This window comes from Paenibacillus sp. Leaf72 (genome assembly GCF_001422685.1).
In the GTDB taxonomy this organism is placed as follows: domain Bacteria; phylum Bacillota; class Bacilli; order Paenibacillales; family Paenibacillaceae; genus Pristimantibacillus.
The window spans coordinates 451,871-468,336 of record NZ_LMLV01000012.1 but is presented as its reverse complement, the minus strand read 5'-3'; the positions used below and the strand labels follow the sequence as shown (position 1 = coordinate 468,336).

At 50.1% G+C, this 16,466-nt stretch carries 16 protein-coding genes; all 16 read right to left on the bottom strand.

All coding sequences use genetic code 11. The features are described from left to right. Positions 1 to 4 precede the first annotated feature (4 nt). The 16 genes from ASF12_RS16790 to wecB all read right to left on the bottom strand — a co-directional run bounded on the left by ASF12_RS16790 (position 5) and on the right by wecB (position 16,452). Complete coding sequence (locus ASF12_RS16790) at positions 5 to 1,642, bottom strand: complex I subunit 4 family protein (RefSeq protein ID WP_056036800.1); 1,638 nt, start codon at positions 1,640 to 1,642, stop codon at positions 5 to 7. A 1-nt stretch (position 1,643) separates the two neighbouring features. Continuing rightward, entirely contained in the window at positions 1,644 to 3,509 is a 1,866-nt protein-coding gene (locus ASF12_RS16785) for an NADH-quinone oxidoreductase subunit 5 family protein (RefSeq protein ID WP_056036797.1), read from the bottom strand. Between the two features lie 27 nt (positions 3,510 to 3,536). Continuing rightward, complete coding sequence (locus tag ASF12_RS33775; protein ID WP_056036794.1) at positions 3,537 to 4,193, bottom strand: NADH-quinone oxidoreductase subunit K; 657 nt, start codon at positions 4,191 to 4,193, stop codon at positions 3,537 to 3,539. A 338-nt stretch (positions 4,194 to 4,531) separates the two neighbouring features. Then, on the bottom strand, positions 4,532 to 6,760 hold the full coding sequence (locus ASF12_RS16775; RefSeq protein WP_056036790.1) for a methyl-accepting chemotaxis protein: 2,229 nt from the start codon (positions 6,758 to 6,760) through the stop codon (positions 4,532 to 4,534). Positions 6,761 to 6,995: 235 nt separating this feature from the next. Next, a complete protein-coding gene (locus ASF12_RS16770) occupies positions 6,996 to 7,781 on the bottom strand; it encodes a tyrosine-protein phosphatase (RefSeq protein ID WP_056036787.1) in 786 nt (261 codons plus the stop codon). Between the two features lie 87 nt (positions 7,782 to 7,868). Further along, a complete protein-coding gene (locus ASF12_RS16765; RefSeq protein ID WP_046231330.1) occupies positions 7,869 to 8,267 on the bottom strand; it encodes a F0F1 ATP synthase subunit epsilon in 399 nt (132 codons plus the stop codon). A gap of 24 nt (positions 8,268 to 8,291) precedes the next feature. Next, on the bottom strand, positions 8,292 to 9,695 hold the full coding sequence (gene atpD / locus ASF12_RS16760; protein WP_046231329.1) for a F0F1 ATP synthase subunit beta: 1,404 nt from the start codon (positions 9,693 to 9,695) through the stop codon (positions 8,292 to 8,294). A gap of 78 nt (positions 9,696 to 9,773) precedes the next feature. After that, positions 9,774 to 10,637 (bottom strand): ATP synthase F1 subunit gamma, encoded by an 864-nt coding sequence (gene atpG / locus ASF12_RS16755; protein ID WP_056036784.1) that lies wholly within the window; start codon positions 10,635 to 10,637, stop codon positions 9,774 to 9,776. Positions 10,638 to 10,793: 156 nt separating this feature from the next. Next, a complete protein-coding gene (atpA, locus tag ASF12_RS16750) occupies positions 10,794 to 12,308 on the bottom strand; it encodes a F0F1 ATP synthase subunit alpha (RefSeq protein ID WP_056036781.1) in 1,515 nt (504 codons plus the stop codon). Between the two features lie 15 nt (positions 12,309 to 12,323). After that, complete coding sequence (locus ASF12_RS16745) at positions 12,324 to 12,872, bottom strand: F0F1 ATP synthase subunit delta (protein WP_056036780.1); 549 nt, start codon at positions 12,870 to 12,872, stop codon at positions 12,324 to 12,326. Beyond that, positions 12,869 to 13,351: a F0F1 ATP synthase subunit B gene (gene atpF, locus ASF12_RS16740; protein ID WP_056036774.1), complete on the bottom strand. Its 483-nt coding sequence runs from the start codon at positions 13,349 to 13,351 to the stop codon at positions 12,869 to 12,871. The genes ASF12_RS16745 and atpF overlap by 4 nt, the downstream gene beginning before the upstream one ends. Positions 13,352 to 13,440: 89 nt before the next feature. Continuing rightward, entirely contained in the window at positions 13,441 to 13,653 is a 213-nt protein-coding gene (gene atpE / locus ASF12_RS16735) for a F0F1 ATP synthase subunit C (protein ID WP_056036771.1), read from the bottom strand. Positions 13,654 to 13,738: 85 nt separating this feature from the next. Further along, positions 13,739 to 14,497, bottom strand: a complete 759-nt coding sequence (atpB, locus tag ASF12_RS16730; protein WP_056036768.1) for a F0F1 ATP synthase subunit A — start codon at positions 14,495 to 14,497, stop codon at positions 13,739 to 13,741. A 22-nt stretch (positions 14,498 to 14,519) separates the two neighbouring features. Then, a complete protein-coding gene (locus ASF12_RS16725; protein WP_056036765.1) occupies positions 14,520 to 14,888 on the bottom strand; it encodes an ATP synthase subunit I in 369 nt (122 codons plus the stop codon). Next, a complete protein-coding gene (locus ASF12_RS16720; protein ID WP_056036763.1) occupies positions 14,881 to 15,114 on the bottom strand; it encodes an AtpZ/AtpI family protein in 234 nt (77 codons plus the stop codon). Before ASF12_RS16720 ends, ASF12_RS16725 begins: the two co-directional genes overlap by 8 nt. Before the next feature lie 189 nt (positions 15,115 to 15,303). Next, complete coding sequence (gene wecB / locus ASF12_RS16715; RefSeq protein ID WP_056036762.1) at positions 15,304 to 16,452, bottom strand: non-hydrolyzing UDP-N-acetylglucosamine 2-epimerase; 1,149 nt, start codon at positions 16,450 to 16,452, stop codon at positions 15,304 to 15,306. Positions 16,453 to 16,466: the final 14 nt, after the last annotated feature.

Here is a 16,466-nt window from a genome sequence, read left to right as displayed (position 1 = left end):
GAGCTCATCCCTCCATCCTGCCTGCCAGCAATTGACTATAAAGCCCCGTAATGCTTTGCTGCACCGTATCGGTCAAAAATGACGGGAAGCAGCCGAGCAGCACGATAAAAGCAAGCAATATAATCATCGGTGCCGCCTCAATAAGGCGGGCATCCTTGAAAGCCGCATGCCGCTCATCAATCGGCCCGAAGCTTACGCTCAGCAGGCCTCGCAGCATATAAGCGGCAGTGAGTACGATTCCCGGTATTGCGGCAGCAGCGAGCCATGGCAGCGAATCGAATAAGCCGAGCAGCGACAGTAAAATCCCGGGAAAGCCAGCCAAGCCGGGAATGCCGATAAGCGACAACCCCGCGGCCATGAAAATGCCGCAAATAAACGGAAGCGAGCGGGCCAAGCCGCCAAGCTCGGAAATTGCCGTTGTTTTAGCTCGCTCCTGCAAGCTGCCGACAACGAGCCATATCAGGGCAAAGCATAAGCTGCCCGCCATGAGCTGAAAGATCGTCCCCTGCAGCCCTGTCTCGTTAAAGGCGGCAATGCCAAGCCAAATGAATCCCATTTGGCTAAGCGAGGCATAAGCAAGCAGCTGCCTCATATCCGTCTGGCGCAGAGCCAGCAAAGCTCCGTACAGAAGCTGAATAATACCGAGAACAGCGAGAGCCGGGGCCATTTTCTCCGCTTGCTCTGGAAACAAAAATACGCCATAGCGCAGCAGTCCATACGCCCCGGCAGCCGGAAGCAGACCCGAAATAATCATCACGACCGGTATTGGTGCGCTGGCCTGCGCTTTCATCAGCCATGTATGAAATGGCAGAAGCGGCATAAACAACCCGAAGCCGATGAGCTGCAAAATAAACAGCGCAATCTTCCCACCTTCGGACAATGGCGCTGCGGCAGCCGCTCTCACATCCGGCACCTCTTGGCTCATTGCCGTCTCTCCTGCAAGCAGTCCACGGGCGATTCCGCCGTATCCTCCGCTGTATACCGCCTGGAGCTGCTCGCCAGCCTTTTCAACACGAAGGCCCGCCGTACAGGTCAAAATGAGAAATATGACAAGCAGCAGCACAGAACCTAGCCCTGCCCCAGCCAATAGCCGATTCGCCGTCCGCTCACCGTCCGGATTGCCCCATATGCCCAGCAGAAAATAAAGCGCGACCAGCGCGGCCTGTAAAAATACGATAAACAGCAAAACATCCCTGGCGATAAAAAGCCCCAGCAGTGAAGCTTCCAGCCACAGCAGCCAAAAATAAAACGCTTTGCGCCGCTTCCTAAGCTGAACAGCAGTTACAGCAGCGAGCCCCGTCACCAGCGCGGCGGCAAGCAGCAACGGCAGCGAGAGCCCGTCTACCGCAACCGTGTAGGAAAAGGATAATTTTGCTTCGCTATATACTTGTCCCACAGTTGAAGCAAAAGGGAGCGGGACCTCAATCCACGGATACTGCTCCGTATAAGCGCCGCCCCCTTGCTGTTGATTAAATGTCGCATATAAAAAAGCGGCGAAAAGCAGCGGAAGCAGTGCCGCAAGCACGGCAAGCGTCTGCATCGCTCTTCCTTGACCGGATGGCGTGAGCAGGATAAGCAGCATGCCGGCAGCAGGGGCCAGCCACATTAAAGACAAAAGCGGCAGCTCTGTCAAAAATGCCATTTTACCACTCCCCCTTTGCAGCCATGATGATGATCGTGATGACCAGTCCAAAAATGATCGCTAGTCCCATTCCTCGAATCGTACTGCGAAGGCTCCAGCTAACAGCCAGCCTCCCCATCGCATACAACAGTCGAGCCGCCAGCTGGAGCGGCATGCCCATCGCATGTTCAATCGCCGCTAATGCCTCACCAGCAGCGGCAAACGGCTGCTTGATCGCACTCGCTTTGCCTGCTGCCCATCCAGCAGAAGCATCCTTCAGCTGATTTGGGTCAGAGCGCATCGCGCTCGCCTCACGTTTGTTTTTCAGCCATCCGAGCCAAGCGCCGCCTATAAGGATTGCAGTAGCGGCCAGCATTAATCCTAAGGACATATTGCCTTGCGCGCCAACCGCTTCCCCATCGAGCCATCGTTCAGGCAAGCTGCCCCAGACCAATTGAAAGAAGCTTGAAAGGACAACGATCGCGGCAAGCGCAATTACCGAATAGCTCATAAGGCGCGAACGCTTATGGCCTTGATCAAGCACGGCCGTTGCAGTTGAACGCGGCTTCCCTTCAAATATAAGAAAATACATGCGGGACATGTAAGCCGCGGTCAAAAGCAGTACAAGCATCATCGCAGCCAGCCACAATAGATGCCGCTCTGATGCTTCCGCCCAAATCGACTGCTGCAGCCAAAAGCCCGTGAGCGGGGGAATGCCGCATAAAGCCAGGCCGCCAATGAAAAACGTCCACGCTGCAAGCGGCATTTGCTTGCGCAAACCACCCATGCTCCCTATATCCGCTGTTCCAACTGCCTTCAATAGTTGACCTGCTGCCAGTACAAGCAGCGTTTTGCAAATTGCATGGACCAGCACATAAAGCATGCTGCTTGTGGCGGCCCCTAGGGCGAGCGAAAGCTGAACGATACCTAGCTGGCTGATCGTCGAATAGATCAATATTTTCTTCACATTCCGCTCCATTAGCGCCCTTGCAGCAGCATAGAGCGCTGTCGCAGCGCCAATATAGAGCGCTGCGTCCGTTACGGCTGGAGCCGATTGGAAGATTTCTGTCGTTTTGGACAGAAGCAGCGCTCCTGTCATCATGCCTGCTCCTTGCAGCAGCGCGCTCGCTGGAGCAGGAGCCTGCTCAGCACTGCTCAGCCAAGCGTAGAGCGGAAACTGCGCAGCCATTCCTGCCGCCGCAAGCAGCAGCAAGCTTGCGATCAATGCCGTTATATTTTTCGCAATCGCACCAGATTGCCCTTCAAATACGTTATGTATAGCAGCAAAATCAAGCGCATGCTCCGGCATAAACCAGAACAGCATCAGCGTTGCAAGCAGCAATCCCGCACTCGCTAAACGCATCATTATAAAAGCTTTCTTGGCAGCCGCACGCGCCGCGCTCTTCGCGTACCAGAAACCAAACAATAAAAATAGACTAACGGAGGCAAGCTCCCAGAACAAATAAAACGCCAGTACGTTATCTGCGAGAGTTAGTGCCAGCAGCGAGAAGGTGAATAAGGACATATAACTGTAGAACACCGTCAAGCGTTCATCCTTCTTCATATAACCAGCGGCATAAATATGAACCAATACGCTCAGCAAGCTGACACCTACCAGCAGCAGTGCGCTCATACTGGTAACCTCAAATCCAATTCGCAGCGTAAGGCGATCTATCGAAATCCAGTTAAAGCTATCATTATAATCGACTGCCCTATAGCGGAATCGCTCAATCCATACCAGAAGCGACAACAGCAGCGAGGCAGCAGCGCCTCCTGTTCCAACCCAGGCGCCAGCAGAATGAGACCCTCGGCCAAGCGCCAGCAGGATCAAAAAAGAAGCTAGCGGCAGCAGCGGAATAAGAAAAGCAGCCTCAGCATACATTTGCATCTGCTACGATCACCTCCTGTTTAACTATTATTCATGATTAGAGGTGGTGGAGTCTCGTTTGTATAATACAATTAATACGGCCGCTCCAATTGAAGCCTGCGCGAAAAAAACTACCAAAGGAAGCGTTCGAAGCCCTTCTGCTATTCCTTGCACATATAAGCTTAAAGCAGCAATGTTCAACTGGGCTCCGCATAAAATGATACTTACACACAACAAGGCCACCAATGAATTTCTTTTGACAATTGCCCCGTACACACCAATAGCCATCAGCGTCGCCGCCGTCATCAAATGGGCAGGGAGCAGCGGCATTTCTTCGCCAGAATAGGGCATCTTAACAATGACACACATCAGAATAGCGAGCAAAAACGGAATGCCTGCAGCAGCTGCCATTTCCCGGGAAGCGATTCCAATCGACCGGTTATGCCGGCCTATTTCCGAATGCCTCCTAATTTCTGACCCTAGCAAAATTCCCATTGTTCCCACATATAGAAGTGCCTGAAAAAGCGCAATCAGACCGGCATCCAGCCGGACGAGCAGCCCTGAATTTCCAATAATCGTCAACACTACGCCCAGAGCCAGCCTAGGCAGCATTCTGGCATGAATCATAATGATAGAGCCCGTCACAACAAGGGCCGAATAAAGGAAGAACGCGGTTGTTTCTGCCGTAAACCATCCATTAAACAATGAACCGCACTCTCCCTCTCCTAAGTTTAACACAAAAGGACCGAGCTAATCATAAGCGTCGGTCCTTGTAAAAAAAGGGATTTGCCTCGCCAATGCATGCCTGCTTAACCTGGCGTTATCGTCCCTTTGGCGTCACCTTCAACTATCCGATGAAAAAGGGTTGAATTTTGCTGCTTTTCTAATCTAATAATAGTTACAATTATAACAAATGCTCCCACTACCGTCTATGATGGAGTTTTAGGTGCACCCCTAGCAAAAAGGCCTGCCAAACCGCTGGAAACCGCGATTCGCAAGCCTTTTTCCACTCTACTATTCTGTTATTGGGACGCTCTGGGCCACTATCTGACTCTAGACTCTGTTAATTTGAATTGGCCCACGAGCTGTTGAAGCAGCATTGTAATAGATTCGACATTCGTTGAGGTATGGCGAACGTTGTCCATCTCCACAATCAACTCCTGCACTTGTCCTTCCACATCAGAGGAAACCGAGCGGTTTTGCAAGCTGACTTCGGCAATTTGCTCCATCAGTTTTACCACTTCCTCTACAACCTGCGTTTTGCGCTGATCGTCCGCCTGCGCCGATTGAAGTGTGCGGGCTGCTGCAGCAACGAGATCAGTACCCTCTTCTACAACCTTCGTACCCTCGTCCATTGAATGATAAGCCTGCTCGGCTTCTGAATAAATTTGCCGCGTAATGCCGTGCACTTCCTCTGTCGATTTCTTCGTCAACTCCGCCAGCTTGCGGATTTCGGAAGCAACGACCGCGAAGCCTCGGCCCTGCTCACCAACACGCGCCGCTTCAATAGAAGCATTAAGTGCCAGCAAATTGGTTTGCGACGATATCTCCTCAATCACTTGAAGCACATCGCGAATTTCTTCAACCGTCTTCATGAACTTGCGAATCGTACCGTTCGTATCTTCTACCTTGGTGGAAATATGCTGCATCTTCTCCCCAATGCGGCCAACCTCGCTTTGCGCCACCGCAATTTGCTCTGCCGCTTGGCGCTCCAGTACAGATAGCGTATCGCGCATTTCACCCGCAGCATTTTTTGCCTTGTCGATATCCTTCAACTGGTGACGAATGCTGCCAATCATATGGCCCACCTTGCTGCCTACACGCTCCGTTGACAAGGCGGTATGGGCAGACGACTCATTCATGACGGACTGGCTGCTCAGCACCTCGGCAGCGGTGAGCTTCACCTGCAGCATAATGCCTTCGAGTGAATCGATCATATTGTTAATCCATTTTGCCAGCTCCTGCGTCTCGTCGCAATCGAACTCTTTCGTCGACAGCCGCTGGGTCAAATCACCTTTCCCCTCGGCATTAATGCGAATAAATCGGTTGATCCGCTCTAGATGCCCAGTTACCCGCTGCGATTCCTTGCGCTGCACCGACATCGCAAACAAAACACCGAACAGCAAATTAAATCCGCCAAGCACAGCTGCTGCTCCCCATAGCGGCATATAACCGATGACTAGAGAAGCAAGCAGAAACGTTAGAACGCTTTGCAGCAGCGCTGCATACATTTGCAGCTTGCGCTGCCGCCAGCCAATACTGCGCAGCCGATACACCTCTTCCAGATCGCCCTCGCACATCATCCCCCATAGATCAGGGCAATGCGGCATTCGGAAGGTGACGCCTTTGCCGATGACGGCAATATGGCGATAGTCCGAGTAGCCAGGAAACTGAACGAACAAATTGCTGCCATTGCGAATGGTTCCTGCGACGCCAGGATGCAGCTCTCCCGTTGCTGGATCGGTAAAAACAATTTCCAACTCGGTATGCTCCTTAATCGACACGGTACCCCAGTCTGTCGTTACGCCATCCTTTAAATTTTCGCCATGGGTGAACGTACGGTCCTCAAAGCGGCTGCGGGACAACGCTGTACCGGGTACGATATTACGCTGCAAACTAGGCTCGGCCATAAACAAATAATTATCGCCCGAATCTGGATATACATGTCCTGACTCGCGCTGGATCAAATCGCCCAGCACATCATTAGGCACTCTCCCGCATAACGTTCCGACCCGTCTGCCATTCACAAGCAGCGGCTGCATAAACATAATCGTCATTTTGTCGTGAAAAGAGGAGGTTCGGGCCCCTAGCTTGAGTGTAATTCCGTCTTCGTAAGGACCAAAAAAACAGCGTTTGCCTGCTGAATCGCCTTTTTGGGAAAACTGCATGCCCGGAGACAGCGCGCTGCCCTCTCCATAATGTGTGCCTATATGTGTGGGATAGGTGGAGTGAGCTACATGATTGTGGTTGTCTAGGAGGAACAGCTCCGTAAAATCCATACCCCTCGCATAGGATCGTTCGAGCAAAGGAGCTATCCACTTCTGCTGTTCCTTAGAGAACGCAGCAGCTTGCAATGCGGATAGGCCATCCGATAATTGATTCGACAGGCGCTCCATATGCCCCCAATACTCATCCGCCCATTGCAGCAGCAGCTCTTTGCGAGTATCTGCAACACCTTCGAAAATGTGCTCGACATCTTCCTTAATGCCAGAATTGAGCTTCCATGATACCCACAGTGGAAACCCCGTCCTTGTACCTAGCCAATCAAACATACGCACTCCCCCTATGCCCTTCCTTAATTTTCTTGTATGTAAAGTATATTAACATACATTTGAACCGTTTTCCTAGGAGAATGTTAGCTTTTATAACCAAAAATGTTGATTTAAATGTGATATGAGTGAAAAAAAACCAATCATCTGTACGAATACCGTACAATTGATTGGTTTACTCATTAAATTGAATGATTAGTTCAAAAGGCTCATTTGATATGGATAAACGAAATTCCGCTTATTTCTTGAAAAAAGCTTTCAAAGCTTGCCAGCGGTTTGCCACTGCCCCGCCTTGCCACTCTGGTGCATCAGCAAGAGCATCGCCCCTTAACAGCGAAGCAGCATTTTGCTGAAAATAGTCCGACCACTCCGTGCCCATAACTTTCTGTATCCGGTCATAAGCTTCCTTCAACCTAAATCCTCTGCGCTCCACATGATGCGCATCAGAGGACACAAGATGAATGAGGCCCGCTTCACACAGCTTCCATGAAGCCCGCTCTACCGTCTTGCCGAAAGCGCCAAGCAAGGAATGGCTCGTCACTTGGCCAAATGCCCCCAAACGAACAAGCTCTGCCAGCCGCTCAGGCTGCTGAATGATGGCTGCGTTCCGCTCTGGATGAGCGATAACCACATGAATGCCAAGCAGTCCAAGCTCATAGACGGTCTGCTCCGTATTTTTCGGAATATGGGAGGATGGCAGCTCCAGCAGCATGTAGGATGAACCCGCTAGCGTCAGCAAGCTTCCTTCCTGAAAGTGGTCGAGCAGCTCCCGGTGCAGCCGAACCTCCTGACCGGCATGTACGACAATCGGAATATTCAGCTCCTGAAGTTGCTTATTGAGCGTACGGGTCAGCTCTTCTACAACTTGAGCCGGATTCACATAACGACCGTTATGGTGATGGGGGGTAGCGATAATGGTTCTGATTCCCTCGGCAGCAGCCGCTCTTGCCAGCGCAAGCGAATCCTCCAGGCGGGCCGCACCATCATCAATACCGGGAAGAATATGTGTATGAATATCAATCATAGTGGGGGCTCCTCTCCTGCTTTTTCATTTACAAAAAACACCGCTAACGCCTCTTACAGGACATTAACGGTGTTTGGGTATCAATTATTATTTTTGCGCTGTGCCAATACGGTTCATTGCACGCTGCAAAGCAAGCTCCGCGCGGCGGAAATCGATCTCATCGCGTTTGGCAGACAGAAGCTGCTCAGCGCGTGCTTTCGCTGCCTTCGCACGATCAAGATCAATATCGGTCGCAAGCTCGGCGCTTTCCGCCAAAATAACGATTTTATCTTTACGAACCTCGATAAAACCACCATTTACAGCAATTACATCAACTTTTCCATCGCGCTTGATTACAACTGGTGCAATACGAAGCTGTGTTACGAGTGGAATGTGGTTTGGCAATATGCCAAGCTCACCTTCAACACCTTTTACACTAATCATATTCGCATTCTCCGCGTACACTTTACGCTCAGGAGTAACGACTTCTACCAAAAAGGTACTCATGTGGATTCCTCCCGCCTTTCGCTACTACAGCGTTTTGGCTTTCTCCACGGCCTCTTCAATCACACCTACATACCGGAAAGCTTCTTCCGGAAGGTCGTCATGTTTGCCCTCGAGAATTTCTTTGAAGCTGCGCACGGATTCTTTAACTGGTACATATTTACCTTTAATGCCTGTGAAAGGCTCGGCAACGTGGAACGGCTGGGACAAGAAGAGTTGAATTTTACGTGCGCGAGCAACGGTCAATTTATCTTCCTCGGACAGCTCATCCATACCAAGAATCGCGATAATATCTTGAAGCTCTTTATAACGCTGAAGAATTTTCTTAACGCCTTGAGCTACATTGTAATGCTCTTCGCCAAGAATATCCGGGCTAAGGATACGGGAAGATGAAGCAAGTGGATCTACCGCTGGGAAAATACCCATCTCGGAAATTTTACGCTCAAGGTTAGTCGTTGCATCCAAGTGGGCAAACGTCGTAGCTGGAGCTGGATCCGTATAGTCATCGGCAGGTACGTAGATCGCTTGGATCGATGTAACCGAGCCTTTTTTCGTTGAAGTAATACGCTCTTGCAGTTGACCCATTTCAGTTGCCAGCGTTGGCTGGTAACCTACTGCGGAAGGCATACGGCCTAGAAGGGCCGAAACCTCGGAGCCTGCTTGTGTGAAACGGAAGATGTTATCGACGAACAGAAGCACGTCTTTGCCTTCCTCATCACGGAAATATTCAGCCATTGTCAGACCCGTTAGAGCTACACGCTGACGTGCGCCTGGCGGCTCGTTCATTTGTCCGAATACCATTGCTGTTTTGCTAAGTACGCCGGAGTCTTTCATCTCGTGGTACAAGTCATTACCCTCACGCGTACGCTCACCAACACCTGCGAATACGGAAATACCGCCGTGCTCTTGTGCGATGTTGTTGATCAGCTCTTGAATCGTTACCGTTTTACCTACGCCCGCGCCGCCGAAGAGACCGATTTTACCGCCTTTTGCGTATGGTGCCAGCAAGTCGATAACTTTAATTCCTGTTTCGAGAATTTCCGATTGTGTCGACAATTCGTCGAAAGCAGGAGCTTCACGGTGAATAGGAAGATTGATTGAAGAAGTAGCATCGCCAGCTTCATCGATCGGTTGTCCTAGTACGTTAAATACACGGCCGAGTGTTGGAGCGCCAACTGGAATCGTGATTGGAGCGCCAGTATCAATGGCTTCAGTACCGCGTACAAGACCGTCCGTTGTGCTCATTGCTACAGCACGAACTTTATTGTCACCGAGGTGAACAGCGACTTCAAGCGTCAGATTAATATCTACACCGCCATTTTCGCCCTTCTTCTCGATTTTGACAGCGTTCAAAATTTCCGGCAGGTTGCCGCGTTCGAACTCTAGATCGACGACCGGACCCATGACGGATACAACGCGTCCTTTTTTCATGGTATTCCCTCCTGGTTCCTTCTTGTTACTAGCCGGCAGAGCAGCCTCTCTCAGGCTTCTGGCGGCGTAGTGTGTTACCTAAGATTGAGCATTTGCTCCTGCAACGATCTCGGAAATTTCCTGTGTGATTGCCGCTTGACGAGCACGGTTGTACGTAAGCGTCAAATTGCTGATCATCTTCGTCGCATTTTTCGTCGCACTGCCCATAGCCGTCATCCGGGCGCCGAACTCACTTGCCTTGCCGTCCAGCAATGCGCTGTAAATAAGCGTCTCCGCATATTTAGGCAGCAATGCCTCCAGCACGCCTTCCGGCGATGGCTCGTATTCGTACGCTGCTGTTGAAGCTGCGCTTCCGTCTACCGATTCAAGCGGCAGCAGGCGCATTTCCGTAGGAATTTGGGTAATGGCATTAACGAATTTATTGTAATACACATACAGCTCGTCAAAAGTGCCGTCGGCAAATTTCTGAACGGCTGTTGAAGCTACGATCTTGATATCTGCAAACGTAGGAGCATCCGGAAGACCCGTTACTTCTTCTACGATCGGCATATTGCGACGGCGGAAATAATCCCGGCCCTTCTTGCCGATGACGAACAATACGAAATCATCGTTCGACTTATGCTTGCTGCGAATCGTGTCCGTTACCTTACGAAGCACGTTGGCGTTGTAGCCGCCTGCCAGACCGCGATCAGACGTGATGACAAGATAACCTGTCTTTTTGATCGGACGGGTTTCCAGCATCGGGTGTTTAACGTCTTTCGTGCCAGCAGCGATGCTTGCCACAACTTCCTTCAGCTTTTCTGAATACGGGCGGGATGCCTGTGCAGCTTCCTGCGCTCTTCTCAGCCTGGAAGCCGCGACCATTTCCATCGCCTTCGTAATCTGCTTCGTATTTTGTTTGCTCTTGATTTCGCGTTTAATATCGCGCATACCTTTAGCCATTTGGTTTCACCCGCCTTTGTTGCCTCGCAGCTCTCCTGTACGCAAGCCCGGATAGAGCCGCACAAGCTATAAGGGATGGCTGCGAAGCCTAATGATTGGTACGAGCAGCATATATAAGAACTTAGAGGAACCTATCGTTCCTCTCAAGCTCCAAAATTAAGCCGATACGGCAAAGCTTTTCTTAAATTTGTTGATCGCATCAACAAGGGCTTTCTCGTTATCAGCAACCAGATCCTTCGTATCGCGGATCGAATTGCCGATTTCCGGGTGATTGGAATCGAGGAACGCCAGGAATTCTTTCTCAAAGCGCAAAATGTCGGCAACCGGAATTTCATCCAGATGACCTTTAACCGCAGAGTAGATCGAGATTACTTGCTTCTCAACCGGCATCGGCTGGTTAACGCCTTGTTTCAGAATTTCCATTGTGCGAGCACCACGGTTTAGACGGGCAAGCGTTGATTTATCAAGGTCGGAACCGAATTGCGAGAACGCTTGAAGCTCACGGTAAGCCGCAAGGTCAAGACGGAGCGTACCGGCAACTTTTTTCATCGCTTTAATTTGTGCAGAACCGCCGACACGGGATACCGAGATACCAACGTTAACCGCTGGACGTTGACCGGAGTAGAACAGGTCTGCTTCCAGGAAGATTTGACCGTCAGTAATCGAAATAACGTTCGTCGGGATGTAAGCCGATACGTCAGAAGCTTGAGTCTCGATGAAAGGCAGGGCAGTCAAGGAACCGCCGCCTCTTGCATCGCTCAGCTTAGCTGCGCGCTCAAGCAAACGGGAGTGAAGATAGAATACGTCACCTGGGTAAGCTTCCCGACCCGGTGGACGGCGAAGCAGCAAGGAAAGCTCACGGTATGCTGCCGCTTGTTTCGACAAGTCATCGTAAATAACGAGTACATGCTCGCCTTTGTACATGAAGTATTCGCCCATCGAGCAGCCTGCATAAGGAGCCAGGAACAAGAGTGGAGCTGGCTCGGAAGCGCCCGCAGTTACAACGATTGTATATTCCAAAGCGCCATGACGGCGAAGCGTTTCTACAACGTTAGCAACAGTGGATTGCTTTTGTCCGACAGCGACATAAATACATTTTACGCCATTGCCTTTTTGGTTGATGATCGCATCAATTGCGATAGCTGTTTTACCTGTTTGACGGTCGCCGATAATAAGCTCACGTTGGCCACGGCCAACTGGAACCATTGCGTCGATCGCTTTAATACCTGTTTGCATAGGCTCATGAACCGATTTACGGTCGATAACGCCTGGAGCTGGAGATTCAACCGGACGGGAATGCTTCGTGTTGATTGGACCCTTGCCGTCAAGCGGCTGTCCAAGCGGGTTCACGACGCGGCCCAGCAGCTCTTCGCCAACTGGAACTTCCATGATACGGCCTGTACGTTTTACTTGATCGCCTTCACGAATGTCCTTGTAAGGACCGAGAATAACGACACCGACGTTGCTTTCTTCAAGGTTCAATGCCATGCCGACAACACCGTTGGAGAATTCGAGCAATTCGCCTTGCATCGCATTTTCCAAACCGTGAACGCGAGCGATACCGTCACCGATGCTAATAACGGTGCCAACATCCACGACTTGAATTTCGGATTTATATTGTTCGATCTGCTGCTTAATCAGCGTGCTGATTTCATCAGGTCTGATACTCAATTCGCTCACCCCTATCTACAGTGCTTTAGATTTTAACTGTTTTTCTAACCGTTCAAGCTTGCCGGACAAGCTTCCATCGTAAAGGCGGTCGCCAATGCGGACCTTCACTCCACCCAGTAGGGCAGGCTCTACGACTTGCTCAGCAATAATAGTTTTGCCTGTCAATCCGCCAAACTGTGCTGCAACCTCTGCCAGTTCCGCGTCATTCAAAAGACGAGCTGTATATACCGTCGCATGCGCTTGCTTAAGCACATCGCCTGCGATTTTTGTAAATGCTTCGTAGATTTCCACAATTAGCTCCTGACGCCCGCGCACAAAAACCAGCTCCAGCGTATTCAGCAGCAATTCGGAAATGCTTCCGCCGAAAGCGGCTTTAAGAACAGCCAGCTTCTTCGAAGCATCAATATTCGGATAGCTTAGAAATTTACGGATTTCCAAATCTTCTCCAAGCGTTTGTGCAATAGCTTGCAGCTGCTGCTCTACCTCAGAAATAATGCCGCCTTGCTGTGCAAGCTCGAACAACGCTTTGGCGTAGCGCTTCGCTACCGCTGCGTCCCGGCTCATTTGCCGCTTACTTCTTTCAGGTATTGATTAACAAGCTGCTCTTGCGATTTCTCGTCAACTTGCTTCTCAATGATTTTCGAAGCGATTTGAACGGAAATACCGCCAACTTCAGAACGAAGTGCTGCAATTGCCTTGTTTTTCTCACTTTCGATGTCTTTAAGAGCATCATCTTTCAAGCGCGACGCTTCTGTCTTAGCAGTGTTCACGATCTCATCGGCTTGCTTGCTGCTTGTAACTCTTGATTGCTCAATAATTTCATAAGCCTCTTTACGAGCCTGCTCAAGAGCCGCTTTCTGCTCAACCATTTGCTGCTCAGCTTGCTTACGGCTGGATTCAGCTGTATTCATCTGTTCAAGCACGAGTTGTCTCCGTTTCTCCATAACGCTGAGCAGCGGACCGAATGCGTACTTGTTCAGCAACCAGTACAATACTAGAAAAGCTACTATCGCATATACTGTCGATTCCCAATGCCATCCCATTAAAGACACTCCTTTCCTACCACAAAATTGTCTAAATCACAACGAAGGCGAAGAGGGCTAGGCCTTCCCCGCCAGATGCGTGTTTTGAATTATTTAAAGAATGCAAGGAAGCCGATAACTACGCCGATAATCGGCACAACTTCGACGATACCTACACCGATAAACATTGTTGTTTGCAATTTGCCTTGAAGCTCAGGCTGACGAGCGATACCTTCAACTGTTTTGCTGACGATCATACCGTTACCTACACCTGCGCCAATTGCGGCCAAACCAACTGCCAATGCTGCTGCCAATACTTCCATTTTAAAAATCCTCCTCAATAATATCTCGTTTTGGTTTTGTATTGCTGACCTAGGGGGTAATTAAATCCTAGGCATAAAGCTTAAATTAATGGTCTTCCTCGTGAATTGCAGCCTGTGAAATGTACACCATCGTAAGCATAGTGAACAAGAAAGCCTGAATCGCACCGACAAAGATACTAAATGCTTGCCAAGCAGCGAGGAACGGAGTTCCGATAACTCCCAGCATCAATATGGTCGAGATCAGCACTTCGCCCGCATAAATGTTGGCGAATAGCCGTAGTGCCAAAGTTACTGGCTTCGAGATTGTCTCGATCAAGTTGATCGGCAGAAAAATTGGGAACGGATGGAAATAGTGTTTCACGTAATGCTTGCTGTTCAATCTCACGCCCAGATAATGCACGAGGATGAATACGATCAGCGCCAGACCAGCCGTTACGGAAAGGTCAGCCGTTGGCGATTTCCACCAAGCCAGCTCCAAATGTCCACCCTTCTCCTGAAGCAGCTCCTCTGTAATACCTAGTGCCGGGTAAGCGTGATGGACATCCGTCACGATACCGAAAGGCAAACCAAGCAGGTTGGAGATGAAAATAAACATAATCAACGTCATACCCAAGGAAATGAAAGGCTTGACGCGGTTAAGCGGCATTGCGCTGGAAATCAGATTGTGAACAAATTCGACGACCCATTCCAAAAAGTTTTGCATCTTGGAAGGGTTGTCCACCGATAAATTGCGCACAGCAAGTCTCGCCACAACAAAGGTGATGATGGCGGAAACCGTTATCGCAATAAACGTTGAAATGTCGATCTGTAGCGATCCGAGCTGCCACACCGGAAATTCATGCATGTAAAATTCTCACCCCTTTCCACTAAAGTTTATTTCTATTATGAATATAAGCTGCTACCAGAAGAATAAAAGGCATAACCATACAGCCAATTAATGCGGCTGGCATGCTGAAGTCTTCCGGAAAGCGATAAGCAACCATGGCAACCAGCAGCACCATAGCGATGCGGCTTCCAAGTCCCATACCCATTCTGCGAGAGGTTCCTCCTGCTGCTTTAAGCGTAATCATTTCCACTCTGCGCCTCAGTAAAAACGCATTCATGAAACTCGCTGCAAGACCCAGTAGAAGACCGAGTGCGGCTGTTCGCAAGTTCGGCATAAACGCCCAGACAAGCAGACATACACCCATCACGAAGAGCAGTGACCTTACTGCAGTGTTCATTATTTTATCCATCGGTATCCTCCATTACCTTCTTCACAAGCAGAATGCCTGAGAGAAGACCGACAGCCAGACCGACCAGTATGCCTCCAACCGTCCAACCCGAACCTCCGCCAAAGCGTTTACCGAGCGACGATCCGAGAAAGTACCCTAAAAAGATACAAATAGCGACTTGCAGTCCGAGTCCGCCGACAAGACCTGCGGCAAACAGCGGATTGTCTCTTCTGTTCTTTTTATCCATGGCCCATACCCCTGTCAATCCTCATTTATTTTATCCAAGCGGCGCAAGGTTTGTCAATTGATAATCCTGTATAGTTTTACTGTACAGATTGCCCAAAAGCCAGTCAAATCAAGCCCTCAGAGCCGACAAAACCATACAGTACAACTGTATGCTGTGCATTGCGCCGCTATTTATAAGACCATGTGTAAACTATGAACGTTGTGTGAACGGATCGGGACGCTCAGAATTTCTTCCAAAATGATGCAGCAAAGCTTGCACGATACGTGTCGAAGCTTGTCCATCACCGTATGGATTTGCCGCATGGCTCATCTTTTCATACAAGGAAGCATCGTTCAGCAAGGCGCTGGCCCGGCTGTAAACAACCTCTTCATCCGTACCTACAAGCTCAAGTGTACCCGCCTCAATGCCCTCAGGACGCTCTGTTGTATCGCGCAGCACCAGCGTTGGCACTCCAAACGAAGGAGCTTCCTCCTGCAGGCCGCCGGAATCGGTCAAAATCATGTAGGCATGTGGATAAAAATTGTGGAATTCGAACACATCCAGCGGATCGATAAGCTGAATACGCGGATGTCCGCCGAGAATTTCCGTTGCCGGTTCTTTGACGGCTGGATTCGGGTGAACGGCATACACAATGGCAATATCTTCATGCTCATCGGCAATGCGTTTTACCGCACGGAAAATATTGCGATGAGGCTCGCCCAGCGACTCGCGGCGATGCGCCGTCATCAAAATCATCCGTTTGCCTTTCGCCCAGTCGATAACCGGATGAGCAAAGGAAGGATCAACCGTGTACTGGAATACGTCCGTTGCCGTATTGCCCGTAACATAAATGGTCGATTCCGACTTGTTCTCCTTGAGCAAATTGCTTGCCGACCAAGAGGTTGGAGCAAAATGCACATCGGACAACACGCCTGCAAGCTGGCGGTTCATCTCTTCCGGGTACGGGGACAGCTTATTCCAAGTCCGAAGGCCCGCTTCCACATGGCCAACCTGAATTTGCTTCAGGAAAGCGGCGTAGCTGGCAAGGAACGTCGTCTGCGTGTCGCCATGGACAAGCACGATATCCGGCTTCGCTTCCGTCAAAATCGGATCAAGGCCCTCCAAAACGCGCACAGTCGTTTCCGTTAGCGTCTGGCGATCCTTCATCACATTCAAATCATAATTTGGCTGGATTTCAAAAAAATCTAGCACCTGATCGAGCATATGACGGTGCTGCGCAGTTACGCAGACGATGGATTCAATATCGTCCGAGTGCTTGTTCAGTTCGAGAACAAGCGGCGCCATCTTAACTGCCTCCGGGCGCGTACCGAAAATAGTCATTACTTTTAATTTGGACAAAACAATTCACTCCT

Bases quoted from the DNA above. Each gene is read 5' to 3' on its own strand.
- ASF12_RS16790 (WP_056036800.1), bottom strand. From the start codon at position 1,642: ATGGCATTTTTGACAGAGCTGCCGCTTTTGTCTTTAATGTGGCTGGCC.
- ASF12_RS16785 (WP_056036797.1), bottom strand. From the start codon at position 3,509: ATGCAAATGTATGCTGAGGCTGCTTTTCTTATTCCGCTGCTGCCGCTA.
- ASF12_RS16775 (WP_056036790.1), bottom strand. From the start codon at position 6,760: ATGTTTGATTGGCTAGGTACAAGGACGGGGTTTCCACTGTGGGTATCA.
- ASF12_RS16770 (WP_056036787.1), bottom strand. From the start codon at position 7,781: ATGATTGATATTCATACACATATTCTTCCCGGTATTGATGATGGTGCG.
- ASF12_RS16765 (WP_046231330.1), bottom strand. From the start codon at position 8,267: ATGAGTACCTTTTTGGTAGAAGTCGTTACTCCTGAGCGTAAAGTGTAC.
- atpD (WP_046231329.1), bottom strand. From the start codon at position 9,695: ATGAAAAAAGGACGCGTTGTATCCGTCATGGGTCCGGTCGTCGATCTA.
- atpG (WP_056036784.1), bottom strand. From the start codon at position 10,637: ATGGCTAAAGGTATGCGCGATATTAAACGCGAAATCAAGAGCAAACAA.
- ASF12_RS16745 (WP_056036780.1), bottom strand. From the start codon at position 12,872: ATGAGCCGGGACGCAGCGGTAGCGAAGCGCTACGCCAAAGCGTTGTTC.
- atpF (WP_056036774.1), bottom strand. From the start codon at position 13,351: ATGGGATGGCATTGGGAATCGACAGTATATGCGATAGTAGCTTTTCTA.
- atpE (WP_056036771.1), bottom strand. From the start codon at position 13,653: ATGGAAGTATTGGCAGCAGCATTGGCAGTTGGTTTGGCCGCAATTGGC.
- atpB (WP_056036768.1), bottom strand. From the start codon at position 14,497: ATGCATGAATTTCCGGTGTGGCAGCTCGGATCGCTACAGATCGACATT.
- ASF12_RS16725 (WP_056036765.1), bottom strand. From the start codon at position 14,888: ATGGATAAAATAATGAACACTGCAGTAAGGTCACTGCTCTTCGTGATG.
- ASF12_RS16720 (WP_056036763.1), bottom strand. From the start codon at position 15,114: ATGGATAAAAAGAACAGAAGAGACAATCCGCTGTTTGCCGCAGGTCTT.